The 16,404-nt window shown below is 39.9% G+C and carries 14 protein-coding genes and 1 riboswitch; of the genes, 12 read left to right on the forward strand and 2 right to left on the reverse strand.

The window, feature by feature from the left end; all coding sequences use genetic code 11:
- Window positions 1–6 precede the first annotated feature (6 nt).
- The 9 genes from LCL91_RS09800 (at window position 7) to LCL91_RS09840 (ending at window position 11,993) form a co-directional block, all read left to right on the forward strand.
- On the forward strand, window positions 7–972 hold the full coding sequence (locus LCL91_RS09800; protein WP_224882036.1) for an alpha-E domain-containing protein: 966 nt from the start codon (window positions 7–9) through the stop codon (window positions 970–972).
- A complete protein-coding gene (locus tag LCL91_RS09805; RefSeq protein ID WP_224882037.1) occupies window positions 969–1,835 on the forward strand; it encodes a transglutaminase family protein in 867 nt (288 codons plus the stop codon). Before LCL91_RS09800 ends, LCL91_RS09805 begins: the two co-directional genes overlap by 4 nt.
- Before the next feature lie 98 nt (window positions 1,836–1,933).
- The gene (locus LCL91_RS09810; RefSeq protein WP_224882038.1) at window positions 1,934–3,127 is read left to right on the forward strand and encodes a CdaR family transcriptional regulator; all 1,194 of its coding nucleotides are present in this window, start codon (window positions 1,934–1,936) and stop codon (window positions 3,125–3,127) included.
- Between the two features lie 139 nt (window positions 3,128–3,266).
- Complete coding sequence (locus LCL91_RS09815; protein WP_224882039.1) at window positions 3,267–4,991, forward strand: sugar phosphorylase; 1,725 nt, start codon at window positions 3,267–3,269, stop codon at window positions 4,989–4,991.
- Window positions 4,988–6,127, forward strand: coding sequence for a glycerate kinase (locus LCL91_RS09820; protein WP_224882040.1), 1,140 nt, complete (start codon window positions 4,988–4,990; stop codon window positions 6,125–6,127). Before LCL91_RS09815 ends, LCL91_RS09820 begins: the two co-directional genes overlap by 4 nt.
- A 3-nt stretch (window positions 6,128–6,130) precedes the next feature.
- Complete coding sequence (locus LCL91_RS09825) at window positions 6,131–7,762, forward strand: sodium:solute symporter (protein ID WP_224882042.1); 1,632 nt, start codon at window positions 6,131–6,133, stop codon at window positions 7,760–7,762.
- An 18-nt stretch (window positions 7,763–7,780) separates the two neighbouring features.
- Window positions 7,781–8,320: a hypothetical protein gene (locus tag LCL91_RS09830; protein WP_224882046.1), complete on the forward strand. Its 540-nt coding sequence runs from the start codon at window positions 7,781–7,783 to the stop codon at window positions 8,318–8,320.
- A gap of 192 nt (window positions 8,321–8,512) precedes the next feature.
- Entirely contained in the window at window positions 8,513–11,479 is a 2,967-nt protein-coding gene (fdhF, locus tag LCL91_RS09835; protein WP_224882049.1) for a formate dehydrogenase subunit alpha, read from the forward strand.
- Window positions 11,463–11,993 carry a DUF1641 domain-containing protein gene (locus tag LCL91_RS09840; RefSeq protein ID WP_098445098.1) on the forward strand — a complete coding sequence of 177 codons (531 nt, stop codon included), beginning with the start codon at window positions 11,463–11,465 and terminating at the stop codon, window positions 11,991–11,993. The genes fdhF and LCL91_RS09840 overlap by 17 nt, the downstream gene beginning before the upstream one ends.
- A gap of 24 nt (window positions 11,994–12,017) precedes the next feature.
- Here the strand turns inward: LCL91_RS09840 and LCL91_RS09845 are convergent, their stop codons facing one another.
- The gene (locus LCL91_RS09845; protein ID WP_224882051.1) at window positions 12,018–12,509 is read right to left on the reverse strand and encodes a VanZ family protein; all 492 of its coding nucleotides are present in this window, start codon (window positions 12,507–12,509) and stop codon (window positions 12,018–12,020) included.
- A 177-nt stretch (window positions 12,510–12,686) separates the two neighbouring features.
- Between LCL91_RS09845 and LCL91_RS09850 the strand changes: the two genes are divergently transcribed.
- Together LCL91_RS09850 and LCL91_RS09855 are read left to right on the forward strand one after the other, a co-directional pair.
- Window positions 12,687–14,018, forward strand: coding sequence for a UDP-glucose dehydrogenase family protein (locus tag LCL91_RS09850; protein WP_224882052.1), 1,332 nt, complete (start codon window positions 12,687–12,689; stop codon window positions 14,016–14,018).
- Window positions 14,019–14,442: 424 nt separating this feature from the next.
- The gene (locus LCL91_RS09855) at window positions 14,443–14,859 is read left to right on the forward strand and encodes a hypothetical protein (protein WP_224882053.1); all 417 of its coding nucleotides are present in this window, start codon (window positions 14,443–14,445) and stop codon (window positions 14,857–14,859) included.
- A gap of 63 nt (window positions 14,860–14,922) precedes the next feature.
- On the opposite strand, the gene LCL91_RS09860 is transcribed toward LCL91_RS09855, so the two are convergent.
- Window positions 14,923–15,060, reverse strand: coding sequence for a hypothetical protein (locus LCL91_RS09860; protein ID WP_224882055.1), 138 nt, complete (start codon window positions 15,058–15,060; stop codon window positions 14,923–14,925).
- 47 nt (window positions 15,061–15,107) lie between these two features.
- Window positions 15,108–15,198, reverse strand: a riboswitch (cyclic di-GMP riboswitch).
- Between the two features lie 746 nt (window positions 15,199–15,944).
- Here LCL91_RS09860 and LCL91_RS09865 point away from each other — a divergent pair.
- Window positions 15,945–16,400, forward strand: coding sequence for an SRPBCC family protein (locus LCL91_RS09865; protein ID WP_224882057.1), 456 nt, complete (start codon window positions 15,945–15,947; stop codon window positions 16,398–16,400).
- Window positions 16,401–16,404 lie beyond the last annotated feature (4 nt).

The following is a 16,404-nucleotide window of genomic DNA, read 5'->3' on the forward strand; positions in this document are numbered from 1 at the left end:
CTTTCGATGCTAAGCAGAGTAGCTGATTCATTGTATTGGTTAGCCAGGAATGTGGAGAGAGCAGAAAATAATTCGCGATTAATAGCAGTAAAGTTAACGAGCCGTCTTGAAAATGCTAATCCGATTGATGAAACGAATCAAAACTGGTACGAGCTCATTGAAATTAGCGGTTTTCAAGAGGTGTTTGATGAAGAATATCAACATCCAATCGATCGAAATGTGATGGACTTTTTATTGTTCTCATTAAAAAATCCAAATTCTATTCTAAATACCATTACGATCGCAAGAGAAAATGCTAGAGCCGTTCGAGAAATTATTCCGAATGAATTATGGGAGAGCATCAATTCGTTTTATTTAAAATTAAAGAAGCAGAGTCATACCCCCTGGACAATGGAAGAAATTAGTGACATTTGTGAGTTTGTAAAAAAGGATTCTCTTCTCTTTCAAGGAATTGTTGAAGCAACAATGCCACGAGGGGATGCTTACCTTTTCATGGAAATGGGTAAACACCTGGAAAGGGCTGAAAAAGCCGCTCGCATCCTAGATGTGTATTATCATAAAAATTTAGAGTGCTATCAGAATAAAGAAATTGTCGAGTATCATCATTGGTGGTCTGTTCTTCAGTCAGTCAGTGGACACGAAGCTTATATTAAAACGTATCGTCCGTTAATTAAAAGTCGGAATGTAGCTGAGTTCTTCATTCTAAATGCTGAGTTTCCTAGGTCAATGATGTACTGTATCCAAAAAGTACGTAACGCCTTCGTAGCGCTCGAAGATGGTCATGTTGAACATTATTCAGAGTCACTTGCACAGGAGCTCGAACATCTTTCCAATGATCTTTACGATTTTTCGATTGAAGAAATTCTCAATCAAGGTGCCCATGCGTTTCTTCAAAGTTTTCAACACCGCTGTATGACGATTGGCATGCACATTACGAAAACCTATTATCTGGGGGAAGTTGTGATACCATGAAATACGAAGTTACCCAAACGAACACTTATGAATATGAGTTGCCAGTAAGGCAGAGCATCAATCAGTTCAGATTGCGTCCGCTGCATGATGTGCAACAAACGCTTCATGACTACCAAGTCCGTATCCAACCTGAAAGCAAGACTTATGGTCATACCGATTATTGGGGGAACTATGTCGAGACGTTCTATCTTTGGGGCGAGCATCAAGATCTTGAAATTGAAACCGTTTCAACGGTTGAAGTGCATCCGCTAGCCTTAGATGTTACGTTACCATTGACAGATCAGCAGCGAACGGAACTTCACTCAGATTCATTTAAACAGGCGTATACCGAATATATGATTGAGACGGATTATACGACGATATCAAAGCATGTAATGGAAGAAGAAACGCGAGAACTCTGGGCAAATGCGCAAGATGAGCTTGATTTTGCAGTGAAGTTAAATGAACATATTTACAACACAATGGAGTATGTGTCTGGAGCAACGAACGTAGAGACAACAGCTGAGAAAATCTTAACTCATCGTACGGGCGTTTGTCAGGATTACACCCATTTAATGCTTGCTCTTTGCCGGCACCGTGGGATTCCAGCACGCTATGTGAGCGGATACATTTACATTGGAGAAAACTCCGCTTATCGTGGCGATGCAGCAACTCACGCCTGGCTTGAGGTGAAAGTTCCGGGGTTAGCCTGGATTGGACTCGATCCAACGAATAATGCGATTGCTAGAGAGCAGCATATTCGTATAGCAGTCGGACGAGACTATCGCGATATTTCTCCGTTAAAAGGGGTTTATATCGGCGGTGCTCAAACGCTTAACGTAAGTGTCGGAGTGAAAAATTTAGAAGAGCGGGTCAGCGGGTAAGAAGCTGCCCGTTTTTTTATGATAATGACATTCTTTTGAGAAGAAGCATTCAAGTAAGAAAGTGTGACGCTAAACTTATAGAAAAGAGGCGTAAATAGATGATTATTTCACCTCCACTTGCTCAATCAATTGTAGAGGAAACAGAAGGAATCATTAGTCGTAACATTAATTTTATGGACGGCGAAGGAAAGATTATTGCCAGTACGGACCCAAATCGTATTGGGCACTTTCATGAAGGAGCCTACAATGTTTTGCAACAGCAAAGAAGTTTAGTGATCGAAGAGGATAATGAGTTAGAAGGGACAAGAAAAGGAATAAATTTACCCGTTTTCTTGCATGACCAGATTATTGGTGTGATCGGCATTACTGGAGAACCTGAAGAAATCAAGCAGATGGGTGAGGTTATTCAAAAAATGACTGAGATTCTTGTTAAGGAAGCCTATCTGGATGAGCAACTTGAGCTAGAAGATCGAGCAAAAGAAGCGTTTATTGATGAATGGATTGATGGTAAGTGGGACAACGATAAATTATTTGCCTCAAGAGGCTGGATTCTTGGCATTAATGTTCACATCCCAAGAGTGGCAGTTATTCTTGATATGATTGGAATGAATGATTTAATATATGAAAAGCTATCAAGCTATCAAGCTGATGTTAAAGGAGAACTTGAGATTCAACGTTTTCGTCGTGCTATTCTTCAGGAAATTCAATCGAGGTTCCCACCTAATAGTCAGCATGTGATTATCCCAACAGGAAGTACTCGATATACACTGTTACTTTCTGTTAATGATCAGGTTCCTGAATCGAATCGTAAGCGTAAGATTCAATTTCGTTTGGAACAAATCCAACAGGCGATTGAATCAACTTATCCTTTTACAATGGCAGCCGGTATTGGAAGGATGTATAACACGCCAAGAGAAATTTCAAAATCTGTACAAGAATCAGAGAAAGCCTTGCTTCATTCCCGAAAGCAAAGTAATTTATTTTTCTATGATCAGCTAGGTATTGAATCTTTCTTGTATGATCTTTCGCCAGAAGTGAGATTAGATTTTGTTGAGCGTATTCTTCCTTTAGAAAGAGTGGAGAAAAAAGATCAATTGATTCAAACACTTGAAACATTCTACAAAGCAAACGGCTCCATCCAAAAAGCATCTAGTGAATTATTTATTCATAAGAACACTCTCCAATACCGCTTAAAGAAAATAAGTGAATGGACTGGATATGACCCACGAAACTATGAGGATTCTGTTCTTCTACAAGTGGCTCTTGCTTTTTATAAATCAAACCCTGTGTAGGCACCTTCTCGAAGGTGTCTTTTGTTATGTATACCAAAACAAAAGATAAATTAGCTTTTATTTTGGTTTTTCGTAACATAGAATGCTTTCGAAACCTTTAATACACTAATAGTAGAATAACAACCGGGAGGCAGGACATATGGAAACGACAGTGAAGAAAAGCATAGTGAATAAATTAGGACAGCTCTACGGAGAGCAACGAGCGCTTTCTGTGACCTCAGAAGTAATGGATTTAATTGAAACGTATAAGCAGAAGCAAATCGAGCCTGAGAAAAAATGGGTTGATGAAAAAGATATTATGATGATCACATATGGTGATTCTATTAAAGAAGAAGGAGAGGCCCCTCTTAAAACGCTTCGAAAATTTTTATCGGATCATCTTACAAATGAAATTAATGCCGTGCATATTCTTCCTTTTTATCCTTACTCCAGTGATGATGGCTTTTCTGTAATGGATTATAGAACGATAAATGAAGAGCTTGGTAGCTGGGATGACATTCGAGCACTTTCTCATCAATCAGACTTAATGTTTGACGCGGTTATTAATCATATTTCAAGTAAAAGCAAATGGTTTAAAGAGTATTTGAAAGGTAACGAGGCGTATCAGGATTACTTCGTTGAAGCCGATCCTGAGGCTGACTATAGCAAAGTGACGCGCCCGCGAGCGCTTCCTCTATTAACAACAGTTGAAACGAGTAATGGAGAGAAGCACATTTGGACGACGTTTAGTGAAGATCAAATTGACTTAAATTATGAGAGTGATCGTGTGCTTCTTGAAATACTTGATATTCTTCTCACCTATGTTGAGAAAGGAGCCCGTTTTTTAAGATTAGATGCGATAGGCTTTATGTGGAAGAAGCTCGGCACGACATCGATCCACCTGGAAGAAACGCATTTGCTAGTACAGGTTATGAGAGAAGTGCTTGAGGAAGCGGCACCAGGCACCATCGTTATAACAGAAACCAACGTTCCTCATAAAGATAACATCAGTTATTTTGGAAACGGTTCAAATGAAGCACATCTTGTTTATCAATTCCCTTTACCTCCATTAACGCTTCATTCGTTTCAAACAGGAGAGGCATCGGAGTTGACGCAATGGGCAAAATCACTTGAACCGACTACAGACTCAACGACGTATTTTAACTTTCTTGCTTCTCATGATGGAATAGGAGTTCGACCAGTTGAAGGTATTCTAACAACGTCTGAAGTACAGAGAATGGCGGATAAAGTACAAGCAAATGGCGGATACGTATCTTATAAAGATAATGGAGACGGTACTAAGAGCCCATATGAATTGAACATCAATTATTTGGATGCGATTTCAACTAACGGTGAATCGAATGAGAAGAAATCAAAGCGTTTTATTGCAGCTCAATCTGTACTGCTTTCATTGATGGGTGTTCCTGGTATTTACATTCATAGTTTACTAGGATCTCAAAACGATCAGGATGGCGTCAAAGAAACAGGACGTTATCGTTCGATTAATCGCGAGAAGTTAACAAGATCAAGTCTGGAAAAAGAGCTTCAAACAGAAGGAAGTTTACGGAATCTAGTGTTCAATGACCTTAAGACACTAATCCGAATTCGCAAATCAAATAAAGCTTTTCACCCAAATGCTTCTCAACAAGTTTTAGAATTGGATCGTCGCGTATTCTCTGTTGTTCGAACGAATGAACACACAGGAGACAGAGTGGTAGCGATTACAAATGTTTCAGATGACACCGTTACGCTTAAACGAGAAATACTGGATTCTTATTTTGATGGTACTGCTTTCGATCTCATTTCCAAATGTGAAATTTCTTCAGATATAACGTTATCTCCTTATAAAGTGCTTTGGTTGCGCTCATCGGAGGTGAGTTCATGAGAATCGTGATAGCTCCTGATTCTTTTAAAGGGTCCATGAGCAGTCTTACCGCGGCTCAAGCTATTAATTGTGGGATAAAGGAAGTCTTTCCTGATGCAGAAACAATTCTTGTTCCGATGGCTGATGGAGGAGAAGGCACGGTTGAAGCATTAGCGAACATTCTTAATGGACAAGAGGTCACGGTTGATGGCATCAGTGATCCGCTCGGTCGCCCAATCAGGGCTGCATATAGTTGGGTAGAATCTACATCTACTGCGATTATTGAAACAGCCTCTGCATCTGGTCTTCCGCTGCTTGAAGAAAGTGAACTAGATCCAGATCATGCATCTACTTATGGAACAGGAGAGTTAATCAAACACGCTCTCGATAAGAAAGCTCGAAAAATCATACTCGGTTTGGGTGGTAGTGCAACTGTAGACGCAGGAACGGGTTGTTTTGAAGCATTAGGTGTGCAATTTCGCGATCAGAAAGGTGAGAGAATAAAGGCGAATGGAGCTACACTGGCTCATATTTCTACTATTGATCTGACATCATTAGATTCTCGTCTGAAAGATGTGGAAGTGGTGGTAGCGTCTGACGTAACAAATCCTTTACTTGGAGAGGAAGGCGCTATTTCTGTGTTCGGACCACAAAAAGGTGTTAGTGATATAACTAGATTTGAAGCTGGAATGAATAATTATGCAAATAGAGTGAGTGAAAAAATCGGCATGAATTTGGAGAACAGCGAGGGGAGCGGAGCAGCTGGCGGGTTTGGTTTTAGCTTACTAGCTTTCTTAGATCCCATTTTTATGAGCGGATTCTCTTTAATAGCTGAACATAGCTGTCTTAAAGAACAAATGAAGTCAAGTCATTTGGTGATTACAGGGGAAGGAAAGTTAGATTCCCAAACGTTATATGGGAAAGTACCTTCAGGTATTTCTGAGCTAGCTAAATCTGTTAACGTTCCTGCAATCGCTTTCGCTGGGACTTCAACAATTATAGAAGATAAAGAGAAAGGCATCATGACCGTTCTACCTATTATTGATGAACCAATGGAATTGAAGGAAGCAATAAGACGAGGACCTGATTTATTATATCGTGCTAGCAAGCGCTTTATGACGCTATACCAATGGATTAGTGAAGAAAAGGGGGAATAGAAGATGAGTCAATTTACAATGCTGGATTACATTGTGCTTGTAGTTTATATTCTGGGGATTGCATGGTTTGGAGCGCGTTTCGGTAAAAAGCAAAACACGACAAAAGACTACTTTCTTGGAGGAAGAAGCATCCCATGGTGGGCAATTGGACTTTCAGTTATGGCGACACAAGCGAGTGCGATTACTTTTATAGGCGCTCCTGGTTGGGGGTATGAAGGTGGACTAGAGCGCATCAATACGTTTATTAACGTACCTCTTGCAATGGCTTTTCTTATCGCAACAATTGTCCCATTTTTCTATCGAGCAGAAGTTTATACAGCTTATGAGTATTTGGAGAGACGTTTTGGAGCAGGCACACGAACATTGTCTGCAGCCCTTTTTCTAGTAGCTCGAGGACTTGCGACTGGGGTTGTTCTATATGCACCTGCATTAGTATTATCTGTCGTAACAGGATGGGACATTAAGCTAACGATTATTTTAATGGCTGTGATCGCGGTATCCTATACGGTGCTTGGTGGAATCAGTGCGGTTATCTGGACTGACGTCATTCAAATGTTTGTCTTATGGTTAGGAGCTGCAATTAGTATCGTTGTTATTTTAGTGAAAGTTCCGGGCGGAATGAGTAGTATTCTTGGCAGCGCTTCAGATGCTGGTATGCTTGAATCACTCAATTTCTCGTTTGATCTTTCTGTTGAATATAGTGTTTGGGCAGGTGTGATTGGTGGTTTCTTCCTTCATGCTGCTTACTTTGGAACAGATCAAAGTCAAATTCAGCGTGTTTTAACAAGTAAGTCAATACGTGAAAGTAAGCTTTCACTCGTTCTAAGCGGGGTTCTTTTAATTCCGCAAATGCTACTTTTCCTATTTATCGGTATACTTTTGTTTGCATTCTATCAAACGTTTGGTGATCCGAATATTGATAACTTGAATGAGCTATTTCCACTATTCGTTGTAAATCAGTTACCGGCAGGAATTTCGGGTCTGATCATTGCGGGGGTTTTCGCAGCTGCTATGTCGAGCTTAGACTCAGCTCTTAATTCATTGTCAGCCGTGTCGATTCGTGACTTCTATGGTCAATTTGTGAAAAAGAATGCATCGGATGAGCACTATCTAAAGGCTTCTCGTTGGGCGACAATTTTTTGGGGAATTTACGCAACAATTTTCGCTTTCTTTGCCGCTAATCTTGGTCCGGTTATTGAAGCTGTAAATAAGATCGGCTCTTATTTCTATGGTGCACTTTTGGGAGTGTTTATCCTTGCTATATTTACAAAACGTACAAATGGAGTAGGTGCCGTGACTGGTATTATAGCCGGGATGTTGTCCGTTTGGGGCGTTACACAGTTTGCCGAAGTATCATGGTTATACAATAATTTCGTCGGAGCGATTGTTTCGGTAGGAGTGGGATATGTTGTTAGTCTTATTGGTGCAAAACCTAAAGCCGAGAAGCTAGCGGGCCTAACGCTGTTCGACCTAGATGATGACATACAAGAAGTATTAAAAGCTCGTTCCGAAGCTGCAACGTCTCTAAGTGATGAAGAAATTGAAGAAGAACGCCGCACATCAAGATGGCCGCTATATTTAATTGGATATTTCGTTGTTGTTATGATTGGCCTTTATCTAATAGGGTTGATCTAGAGAGGGGTTATCGAAAAGATGGCTTATTATATTGAACCTACAATTGACCGGCAGAAGGCTTTAAAAGCGATGAAGCAATATACTTCGAGTTTTCTGCTGCGTATCGTTGAAAACAAAAAAGAGGTTGAATCGAGTGAACTAGTCTATCTCCCTTTCTGGATGTATGCGTACTACCTGGAAACAACCTCATTAAAAGAGGGAATTAACGGAAGAATAGCGATTGAATCGATTTCTGAGCAAGCTGCTATTCTACCAGTGGATTATCCTCTGAAAGAAGGAAAAGTTCCTGGGGAAACCTTTGCTCATTGCTCTCCAAATCCAGAAAAGGCAAAACATGCGCTATACTGGGAAGCTTTTGGAAAAGAGAAAAAGAGAAAACAGATCCATATTTCTTTAGACGAACCTTCTAAACTCTATTTGCCCTATTGGGTAGGCTATATTAAAGGAAGCAGAAGAGAGGTTTATATGGTTGATGCGGTAACTGGGAAAGTGGATTTACCAATGAAGGACTCTTTTCTGCATCACTTGAAAAATCAATTGAAGCACAGCTCGTTATGAGCTGTGCTTTTTATTTCGGCATCCGTCAATGAATTGATTCATCAAATATGCAACTGGTCGACAAATTCTCAACGAGCAATGAGTAAATGATTAATAGATTCATAATTTTTTTAGAAAATATTGTCTAAATCATATGAAAGTAGGGAAAGAAATAATAAGTGATTTAGAAAATAACAAAAAGGGTGATGTCATTTGTCGGATTCCATCCACGTAACGATTAACGGAGAGAGTGTAGCCGTATCAAGTGAAAAAAGCGTGCTTGAAGCACTTAATGAAAATAATCTGGATTTGCCTAGCGTATGCTACCATCCGAGTCTAGGGGCAATTGAAACATGTGATACTTGTATGGTGGAAGTGAACGGTGAAATTGTTAGAGGCTGTTCAACGGCTATTTCGAATGGAGATAGTATCAATACAACAGCTACACACGTTAAAGAAGCACAGAATATTGCTATGGATCGTATTCTTCATAATCATGAACTCTATTGTACTGTTTGTGATTACAATAACGGGACATGTGAAGTACATAATACAGTAAAACAAATGAAAATGAATCACCAGGCGATCCCGTTTGAACAAAAACCAGACCCAGTCGATAACTCCAATTCTTTTTACCGGTATGATCCTGATCAATGTATTCTTTGTGGCCGCTGTGTGGAAGCCTGTCAGGATGTTCAGGTGACAGAAACATTAACGATTGACTGGGAAAGAGAACGCCCACGCGTGATTTGGGACAACGATGTTCCCATTAACGAATCTTCTTGTGTTTCTTGCGGACATTGCTCAACCGTATGCCCGTGTAATGCGATGATGGAAAAGGGGATGGAAGGAGAAGCAGGATTATTAACAAGCATTCAACAGGATACCCTTCGCCCAATGATTGAGCTAACGAAAAATGTTGAAACAGGCTATAATTCAATCCTAGCGATCTCTGATATGGAATCCGCAATGCGAGAAAATGAGATCAAGAAAACAAAAACCGTTTGCACCTATTGTGGTGTCGGCTGTAGCTTTGATGTTTGGACAAAAGGGCGAGATATTTTAAAAGTTGAGCCACAGGTAGAGGCCCCTGCTAATGGAATCTCCACGTGTATCAAAGGGAAATTTGGCTGGGATTATGTGAACAGTGAAGAACGTTTAACAAAGCCATTGATTCGTGAAGGGGATTCATTTAGAGAAGCGGAATGGGAAGAAGCACTGAAATTGATTAGTCAAAAGTTTTCTGATGTAAAGGAAAATCATGGGGCAAATGCTCTTTCTTTTATTAGTTCATCTAAGTGTACGAATGAGGAATCCTACTTAATGCAGAAGTTTGGAAGAAGTGTGATCGGTACGAACAATATCGATAACTGTTCGCGCTATTGCCAAACTCCGGCAACGGTTGGGTTATTCCGTACAGTTGGCCACGGTGGTGATGCTGGTTCGATTAAAGATATCGAAATGTCTGAGCTTGTTATTGTCATCGGATCAAATACATCGGAATCTCATCCAGTCCTTTCAACGCGCGTGAAGCGTGCGAACAAATTGTACGGACAGAAGCTCATTGTTTCCGATCTTAGAAAACATGAAATGGCCGAGCGATCTGATCTTTTCATTCGTCCATCTTCAGGCTCTGATCTTGTCTGGCTTTCGGCAGTAACTAAATACATTATTGATCAAGGCTGGGCAGATGAAGCTTTCTTAAAAGATCGCGTTAACGGTCTTGATGACTACATTGCTAGTCTCGAGAAATACACAATGAGCTATGCATCTGAAGTAACCGGGATCGATGAGGCGGAATTAATTCAAATCGCGGAAATGATTCACGAAGCCAAAACAACGGTTGCACTTTGGGCTATGGGTGTCACACAGCATGGCGGTGGCTCTGATGCGAGTACGGCGATCTCAAACCTCCTTCTTGTCACTGGTAACTATGGAAAACCTGGTACAGGTGCTTATCCACTACGCGGACATAATAATGTGCAGGGTGCAAGTGATTTTGGAAGCATGCCGGATAAAATGCCTGGTTATGAAAATGTGACAGATGAAAAAGTTCGTGATAAATATGAAAAAGCATGGGGGACGCCACTCCCGGAAGAAATCGGCTTAAATAATCATGAAATGGTTGAACACATTCATGAAGGGAAACTAAAAGCAATGTACTTAAAAGGAGAAGACATGGGAATCGTAGATTCAAACATCAATCATGTTCACGCTGCTTTTGAGAAGCTTGATTTCTTCGTTGTCCAAGATTTGTTCCTTACAAAAACGGCTCAATTTGCAGATATTGTGTTACCGGCAAGTCCTAGTCTTGAGAAGGAAGGAACCTTCACGAACACGGAACGACGCTTCCAACGTCTTTATCAGGCGCTAGAGCCACTTGGAGATTCGAAGCCGGATTGGCAAATTATTATGGAGATTGCTAATGAAATGGGAGCAGGCTGGGATTATGACAGCCCGAGTGACATTATGGCTGAAGCTGTTCAACTTGCAGATATGTTTGCAGGCGTTTCTTATGAGCGACTCGAAGGTTATAAGAGTCAGCAGTGGCCAGTTGCAGCAGATGGCACAGATTCACCGCTTCTATTTACAGAGGATTTTCCGTTTCCAGATGGAAAAGCAAGACTATTCCCTGTTGAGTGGACGAAGCCAATTGAATACGATGAGCAGTATGATCTTCATGTGAATAACGGTCGTCTGTTGGAACATTTCCATGAAGGAAATATGACGTACCAAAACGAAGGCATTAAAGCGAAAACACCGAGTACGTTCGTTGAAGTTTCTCCTGAATTGGCAGAAGAAAGAGGGCTAACTGACGGAACGTTGGTGAGATTGTCTTCGCCGTATGGCGCCGTGAAAATTAAGTGTCTTGTGACGGATCGCGTGCAGGGGAAAGAAGTTTATATTCCATTGAATGATCAGGATGATGCGGCAATTAATTTATTAACGAGTAGTTATGCCGATAAAGATACGGATACTCCTGTATATAAAGAAGTAAAAGCAAAAATGGAAATTTTAAAAGACAAAGGCACTTCGCCCCTTCCTAAGGTGAATCATCGCTTTGGAAATCCACAGCCTCAAAAAGGTGTCATGGTTGAGCGGAAATGGGCAAGGAAAGATTATCTCTTCCCTGGAGAAATGGTGAAAAAGGAGGGCATTAATTATGGCAAAAGCCATTAAGCAAATCAAGCGTATCCAAGTTTCAGAAGAAGAGAAGCGAGCGAATGATCTGAAGGAAATTGAAGATGCGTTGATTGAAAATAAAGATGCCCTTCTTGAAACATTAAATGTGGTAGGTGGAATGAAGGAACGTGGTATACTCACTCTCTTAAATGGTATGTTTGGTGAAGGAGATCGCGTTTTAAAAGTTATCGTTGATTTATTAAATGTTCCTGAGAATACAACTGCATTAAAAAACCTTATGCTTCTCTTTGGGGCAGCTGGTAAAATTAACGTGCAGGATCTGGAACCCTTATTATTAAAAGTAAATGCGGGGATTGAGAATGTAGCAGAGCATTCAGAGGGAATGGAGAAAACAGGGTATTTTGATCTACTTCGTGCCCTAAAGGACCCTGAAATTAACCGATCGCTTACCATTCTGATGACCTTTTTAAAAGGGATGGGGAAAGATACGGAGAACGAAGAGAAGGTCAATGATAAGTCACGCACATCTGAAATGAGACAAGATATTTAGCCTATTGCTTCAAAAGCCCCGCTATCATTGGCGGGGCTTTTGACCGTGTTTTTTCTTTTGTGAGAAAATGAGAAAAAGCATGAGGATAAGCAGGATACCGAGCAAATCTGGAACAAAAACATCAATTAAATGACCCGTTCTTCCTTCAACGAGACTTTGATGAAATTCATCAAACAGCGCATAAAGAAATGCCAGGATTGAGCCAAGGAAAATCGGTGCTTTTTTATTCTGCTCTTTTAATGCCATGATACATAAAAATGCGAGCAGACCGAACGAGACAACATGGGCACCTTTTCTAAGAAAAAACTCGACGTATTCATATGGCGCTGACGGTGTAACAAGCGCCCCATCATAAGTGAATGCAATCGGAGGCAAGTCCTCCTCTTGAATCGAGACCATTCCCTTAAAAAAGGGTTTCACATCTTGCTTTTGATAAGGGGTATGGGACGATATGAAAAGAATAACCATCATCGCAATGGCCAAAAAAGAAAACTTCCTCTTCGTTATGAATTTCATCTATTTTCCACTTTCTTTCTTAAGCAATTTAATCCCTATCATACCGAAAATCATGCATAATAGGGAGTGGTTTATAGAAAAAATGTTAACTTTTTGTGTTGATCAAGTGAATGTGGCCTGAAATGATTCAGGCGCACTTATACTAAAAAGGAAATCATAATGAAAAGGAGATTTGTGATGAAAATCGCTGTAATTGGTGCTGGCTATGTCGGTTTAGTCACAGGCGTTAGTCTTGCTGAAATAGGACATTGTGTCACGTGCATTGATAAGGACCATATGAAAGTATCGATGATGGAAGATGGTCATTCACCAATCTACGAACCTTACTTAGAAGATATGATGAGAAGAAATTTGCGAAAGGGTCGGCTCCAATTCACTACTTCTCATCAGGAGGGTTTTGACGGAGTGGAAGTGATCTACATTGCTGTAGGAACTCCCCAGCTTCCTGATGGAACAGCTGATTTACAATACATTGAACAGGCTGCTTACGATATTGCAAGCTCATTCCAAAATAATGTTATTGTTGTTACAAAAAGTACGGTCCCAGTTGGAACGAATGCCCGAATAAAAGAATTAATTGAGAGTATGTCAATAAATGAAATAAAAGTCGACATTGTTTCAAATCCCGAATTTCTTAGAGAAGGATCAGCTGTTTCCGATACGTTTCATGGGGATCGCATTGTCATTGGAGCGGATAATCAGGAAGCAGCTAGTGTGTTAGAACGAATCAACGAACCATTTGAACTGCCGATTTATCACACCGATCTTAATAGTGCAGAAATGATTAAGTATGCGTCCAATGCGTTTCTTGCTACAAAGATTAGCTTTATTAATGAAATTTCTGCAATTTGTGAAAAGGTAGGGGCAAACGTTGAGGATGTTGCGCTTGGCATGGGAAAAGATCGTCGAATTGGTGAGCAGTTTCTTAAAGCGGGAATTGGCTATGGTGGCTCCTGTTTTCCAAAAGATACGAACGCGCTCGTGCAATTGGCTGGCAACAATCAGCATAACTTTAAATTACTTAAGTCAGTGATTGAAGTGAACCATACTCAGCAAAAGAAATTAATTGAAAAAACCGTTGAGGCAGTGGGAGAACTACAAGGGAAAAGAGTAGCCTTACTAGGGCTCGCTTTTAAACCTAACACTGACGACATGCGGGAAGCAGCGTCTATTCCGATTGCGCATGCTTTAAAGAAGCACGGCGCTGAAATCATTGCTTATGATCCAATTGCCATGGCGAATGCAAAAAAACATTTACCAGAAGATGTCCTCTATAAAGCTTCGTTAATCGAAGCGTTAGAAGAAGCAGACGTGGCGCTGATTCTAACGGAATGGAATGAAATTAAGACACTTGACTTAAGTAACTATGTGAAGTGGATGACTTCTCCTATTATTGTTGATGGTCGAAATTGTTATTCGTTAGGTGAAGTAGAGAAATATCCCATCCACTATGTGTCAATCGGCCGTCCTACAATGAATCAACGAAACAAGTCTTTTTCTATTAATTAATGAGGTTAACAGCTTATGCTGCTTATCTCATTATTTTTTTGTATGTTAACAGTTAAATGTCTCGAGTTCAGAATATTAATACTTGAAAAAATCATTTACTTTGGTAAAATATGTTTGTTGGTATGCTTAGAAGGATAACAACTAGCATTTTTTTAAATGCGATTGAATGGAGTGATAAGATGGTAGAGAAAACATGTGACAAATGTCAAAAGCCTTCGTATAGTAGCAATTATCAAGGAGAATGGATTTGTCCTTATTGCGGAAAAGATCTTACAAAAATCCTGGCAAATAATGAGGATTATCTTTATAGTGCAGAAACACTAAAGAAATAATTTTTGTTTTAAAATGGTAGTTAACCAAACAGAAGCGAATCACTGGTCCTTAATATGACTAGATTAAAGTTGCTCAAAAAGGATTGTGTGATATGGGAGAATTTATTAAGTTGATTGTGGCGATTGTTAATGAGTTTCATGACATTGTCATTGGTATCATGAACGGGATGGGTTTTTCGGTCACTGATAAGGATCTCCATTTCTGGATCATTGGTTTAATGGGAATGGGAGGATTTGTCGTTGTCCAATTTATATTTCGTTTGCTTTCAAAATGGAGCATCACAGCCATTTCCTTCATTTATACACTAACAGTATTGCTCGTGATCGTCTTTGCCATTGAGATTCAGCAGAAAATCACTGGCAGAGGAAATATGGAATTTGCCGATGCAGTAGTAGGGTTACAGGGATTTATCGTTTTGTTCCTCGTCTATTTAGCCATTCGCCTTCTGTTCATGGGTGTAAAAAGGTTACATAAATCAACCACAACTAAGAACACACGAAGTAGATAACCTAAAGGGGTTATCTTTTTTTCATAATAAAAAGAAGAGAACGATCGTTCTCTTCTTTCGGGATTAGTAAGTCATTTGCGTGAGAAAGGCAATAGCCGCTCCAATGACGATAGCAGACACAGGTAGCAAAAGATAAATCATCTTCTCCTTACGCTGTCTTCGATATTGGATTTCTTCAGGCGTTAGCCATGTTTCTTTCATAATCAAATCTCCCCCTGGTTCTTGCTGAAATCGCAGCGGAGGCCGTATTCGGCAGCTGGCTGACTGTCGGATAAAACAGTCCGTGAAGTCCCTATAGCTTTGCGTCATCACTTTTCAATGATTTTGCCATTCTCGTACGATTCGAACATTTATAAGTAGTCATCAAGTAAACGGTGTCATGAAAAAGTAAAAATTGTCGAAAAATGACTTCAATTCTAAGTATAACCTATTCTGTTTACCGTGTATATTGGGAAAATGCTGATAAACTGCTTTCCTTTATGAAGATTTTGTAAAGAAGGTTTCCCAATGTCGGATGGAATCGTCTCGATTAAAATAATAATCGTTTTACAGTAAATACGATCGGCTTTTTCACCCATTTACGCATGAAAAAATCATGATAGATAAGACTAAAAGTGGAAGGGAGGTTGGTCTTAATGAAAAAGCGAAAAGCACAATCGAACGCTGCGTTAACGAATAATCAAACTCCTAAAGAGAGTATTCCAAACCCTGAAGCACCTAGACGATCACGAAAAAAGGAAAGCTGAATCATATGATCTTTTTGTTAGAACAGCAATGGTTATTCCTAATAAAATCGTTAACAGACGAAGGGCAAGGAAAAGCATCTTTTCCTTGCGCTTTTTTTGATAGTAAACTTCTTCAGGGGCTTTCCATTTCCGCTTCATACGAGCCCGGTCTATTATCTTTACAGAAAATTAGGTAACTAAAGTAGAAGATGTCATGGAACTGTATAATTAAGTTATCGGCTCACATGCCTAATGGTTTTAGGATAATTTGTCGATTTATAAGAAATAATCGTTATGACCTACTTTTTTTCAATAATTTAGGTTGTTACTTAGGTTAAAAGTTGGAGGGAGAAACTCACGATGCCTGTCATCTATTTAGAAACACTTATTGATGCACCAGTTCAAGCGTGTTTTGATTATGCGCGAAATGTCGAGGCGCATGTGAAAAGTACAGAGCAAACAAAGGAAAAAGCGATTGAGGGAGTAACAGAAGGATTAATGGAGGAAGGGGATACCGTTACATGGGAAGCCACTCATTTTGGAGTGAAGCAACGGTTAACAGCTAAAATTACAGGGATGAATGAACCCGACTGGTTTATTGATGAAATGACAAAAGGTGCATTTAAATCGTTTGTTCATACCCATCGCTTTGAAGATCTGAACGGTGTAACGCTAATGATCGATCAATTTGCATATAAAGCGCCTTTGGGGATTTTAGGCAGTATCGCTAACGGTCTCTTTCTTAAAAAATATATGAAGAACCTTCTAGAAAAAAGAGCTGCTAAGTTAAAGGAAATGGCAGAAGCATCCGTATAAACGA

The organism is Guptibacillus hwajinpoensis (assembly GCF_020171785.1).
In the GTDB taxonomy this organism is placed as follows: domain Bacteria; phylum Bacillota; class Bacilli; order Bacillales; family Guptibacillaceae; genus Guptibacillus; species Guptibacillus sedimenti.

Excerpts from the sequence above, each read along its gene's own strand:
- LCL91_RS09800 (WP_224882036.1), top strand. The coding sequence starts at position 7 with ATGCTAAGCAGAGTAGCTGATTCATTGTATTGGTTAGCCAGGAATGTG.
- LCL91_RS09805 (WP_224882037.1), top strand. The coding sequence starts at position 969 with ATGAAATACGAAGTTACCCAAACGAACACTTATGAATATGAGTTGCCA.
- LCL91_RS09810 (WP_224882038.1), top strand. The coding sequence starts at position 1,934 with ATGATTATTTCACCTCCACTTGCTCAATCAATTGTAGAGGAAACAGAA.
- LCL91_RS09815 (WP_224882039.1), top strand. The coding sequence starts at position 3,267 with ATGGAAACGACAGTGAAGAAAAGCATAGTGAATAAATTAGGACAGCTC.
- LCL91_RS09820 (WP_224882040.1), top strand. The coding sequence starts at position 4,988 with ATGAGAATCGTGATAGCTCCTGATTCTTTTAAAGGGTCCATGAGCAGT.
- LCL91_RS09825 (WP_224882042.1), top strand. The coding sequence starts at position 6,131 with ATGAGTCAATTTACAATGCTGGATTACATTGTGCTTGTAGTTTATATT.
- LCL91_RS09830 (WP_224882046.1), top strand. The coding sequence starts at position 7,781 with ATGGCTTATTATATTGAACCTACAATTGACCGGCAGAAGGCTTTAAAA.
- LCL91_RS09840 (WP_098445098.1), top strand. The coding sequence starts at position 11,463 with ATGGCAAAAGCCATTAAGCAAATCAAGCGTATCCAAGTTTCAGAAGAA.
- LCL91_RS09845 (WP_224882051.1), bottom strand. The coding sequence starts at position 12,509 with ATGAAATTCATAACGAAGAGGAAGTTTTCTTTTTTGGCCATTGCGATG.
- LCL91_RS09850 (WP_224882052.1), top strand. The coding sequence starts at position 12,687 with ATGAAAATCGCTGTAATTGGTGCTGGCTATGTCGGTTTAGTCACAGGC.
- LCL91_RS09855 (WP_224882053.1), top strand. The coding sequence starts at position 14,443 with ATGGGAGAATTTATTAAGTTGATTGTGGCGATTGTTAATGAGTTTCAT.
- LCL91_RS09860 (WP_224882055.1), bottom strand. The coding sequence starts at position 15,060 with ATGAAAGAAACATGGCTAACGCCTGAAGAAATCCAATATCGAAGACAG.
- LCL91_RS09865 (WP_224882057.1), top strand. The coding sequence starts at position 15,945 with ATGCCTGTCATCTATTTAGAAACACTTATTGATGCACCAGTTCAAGCG.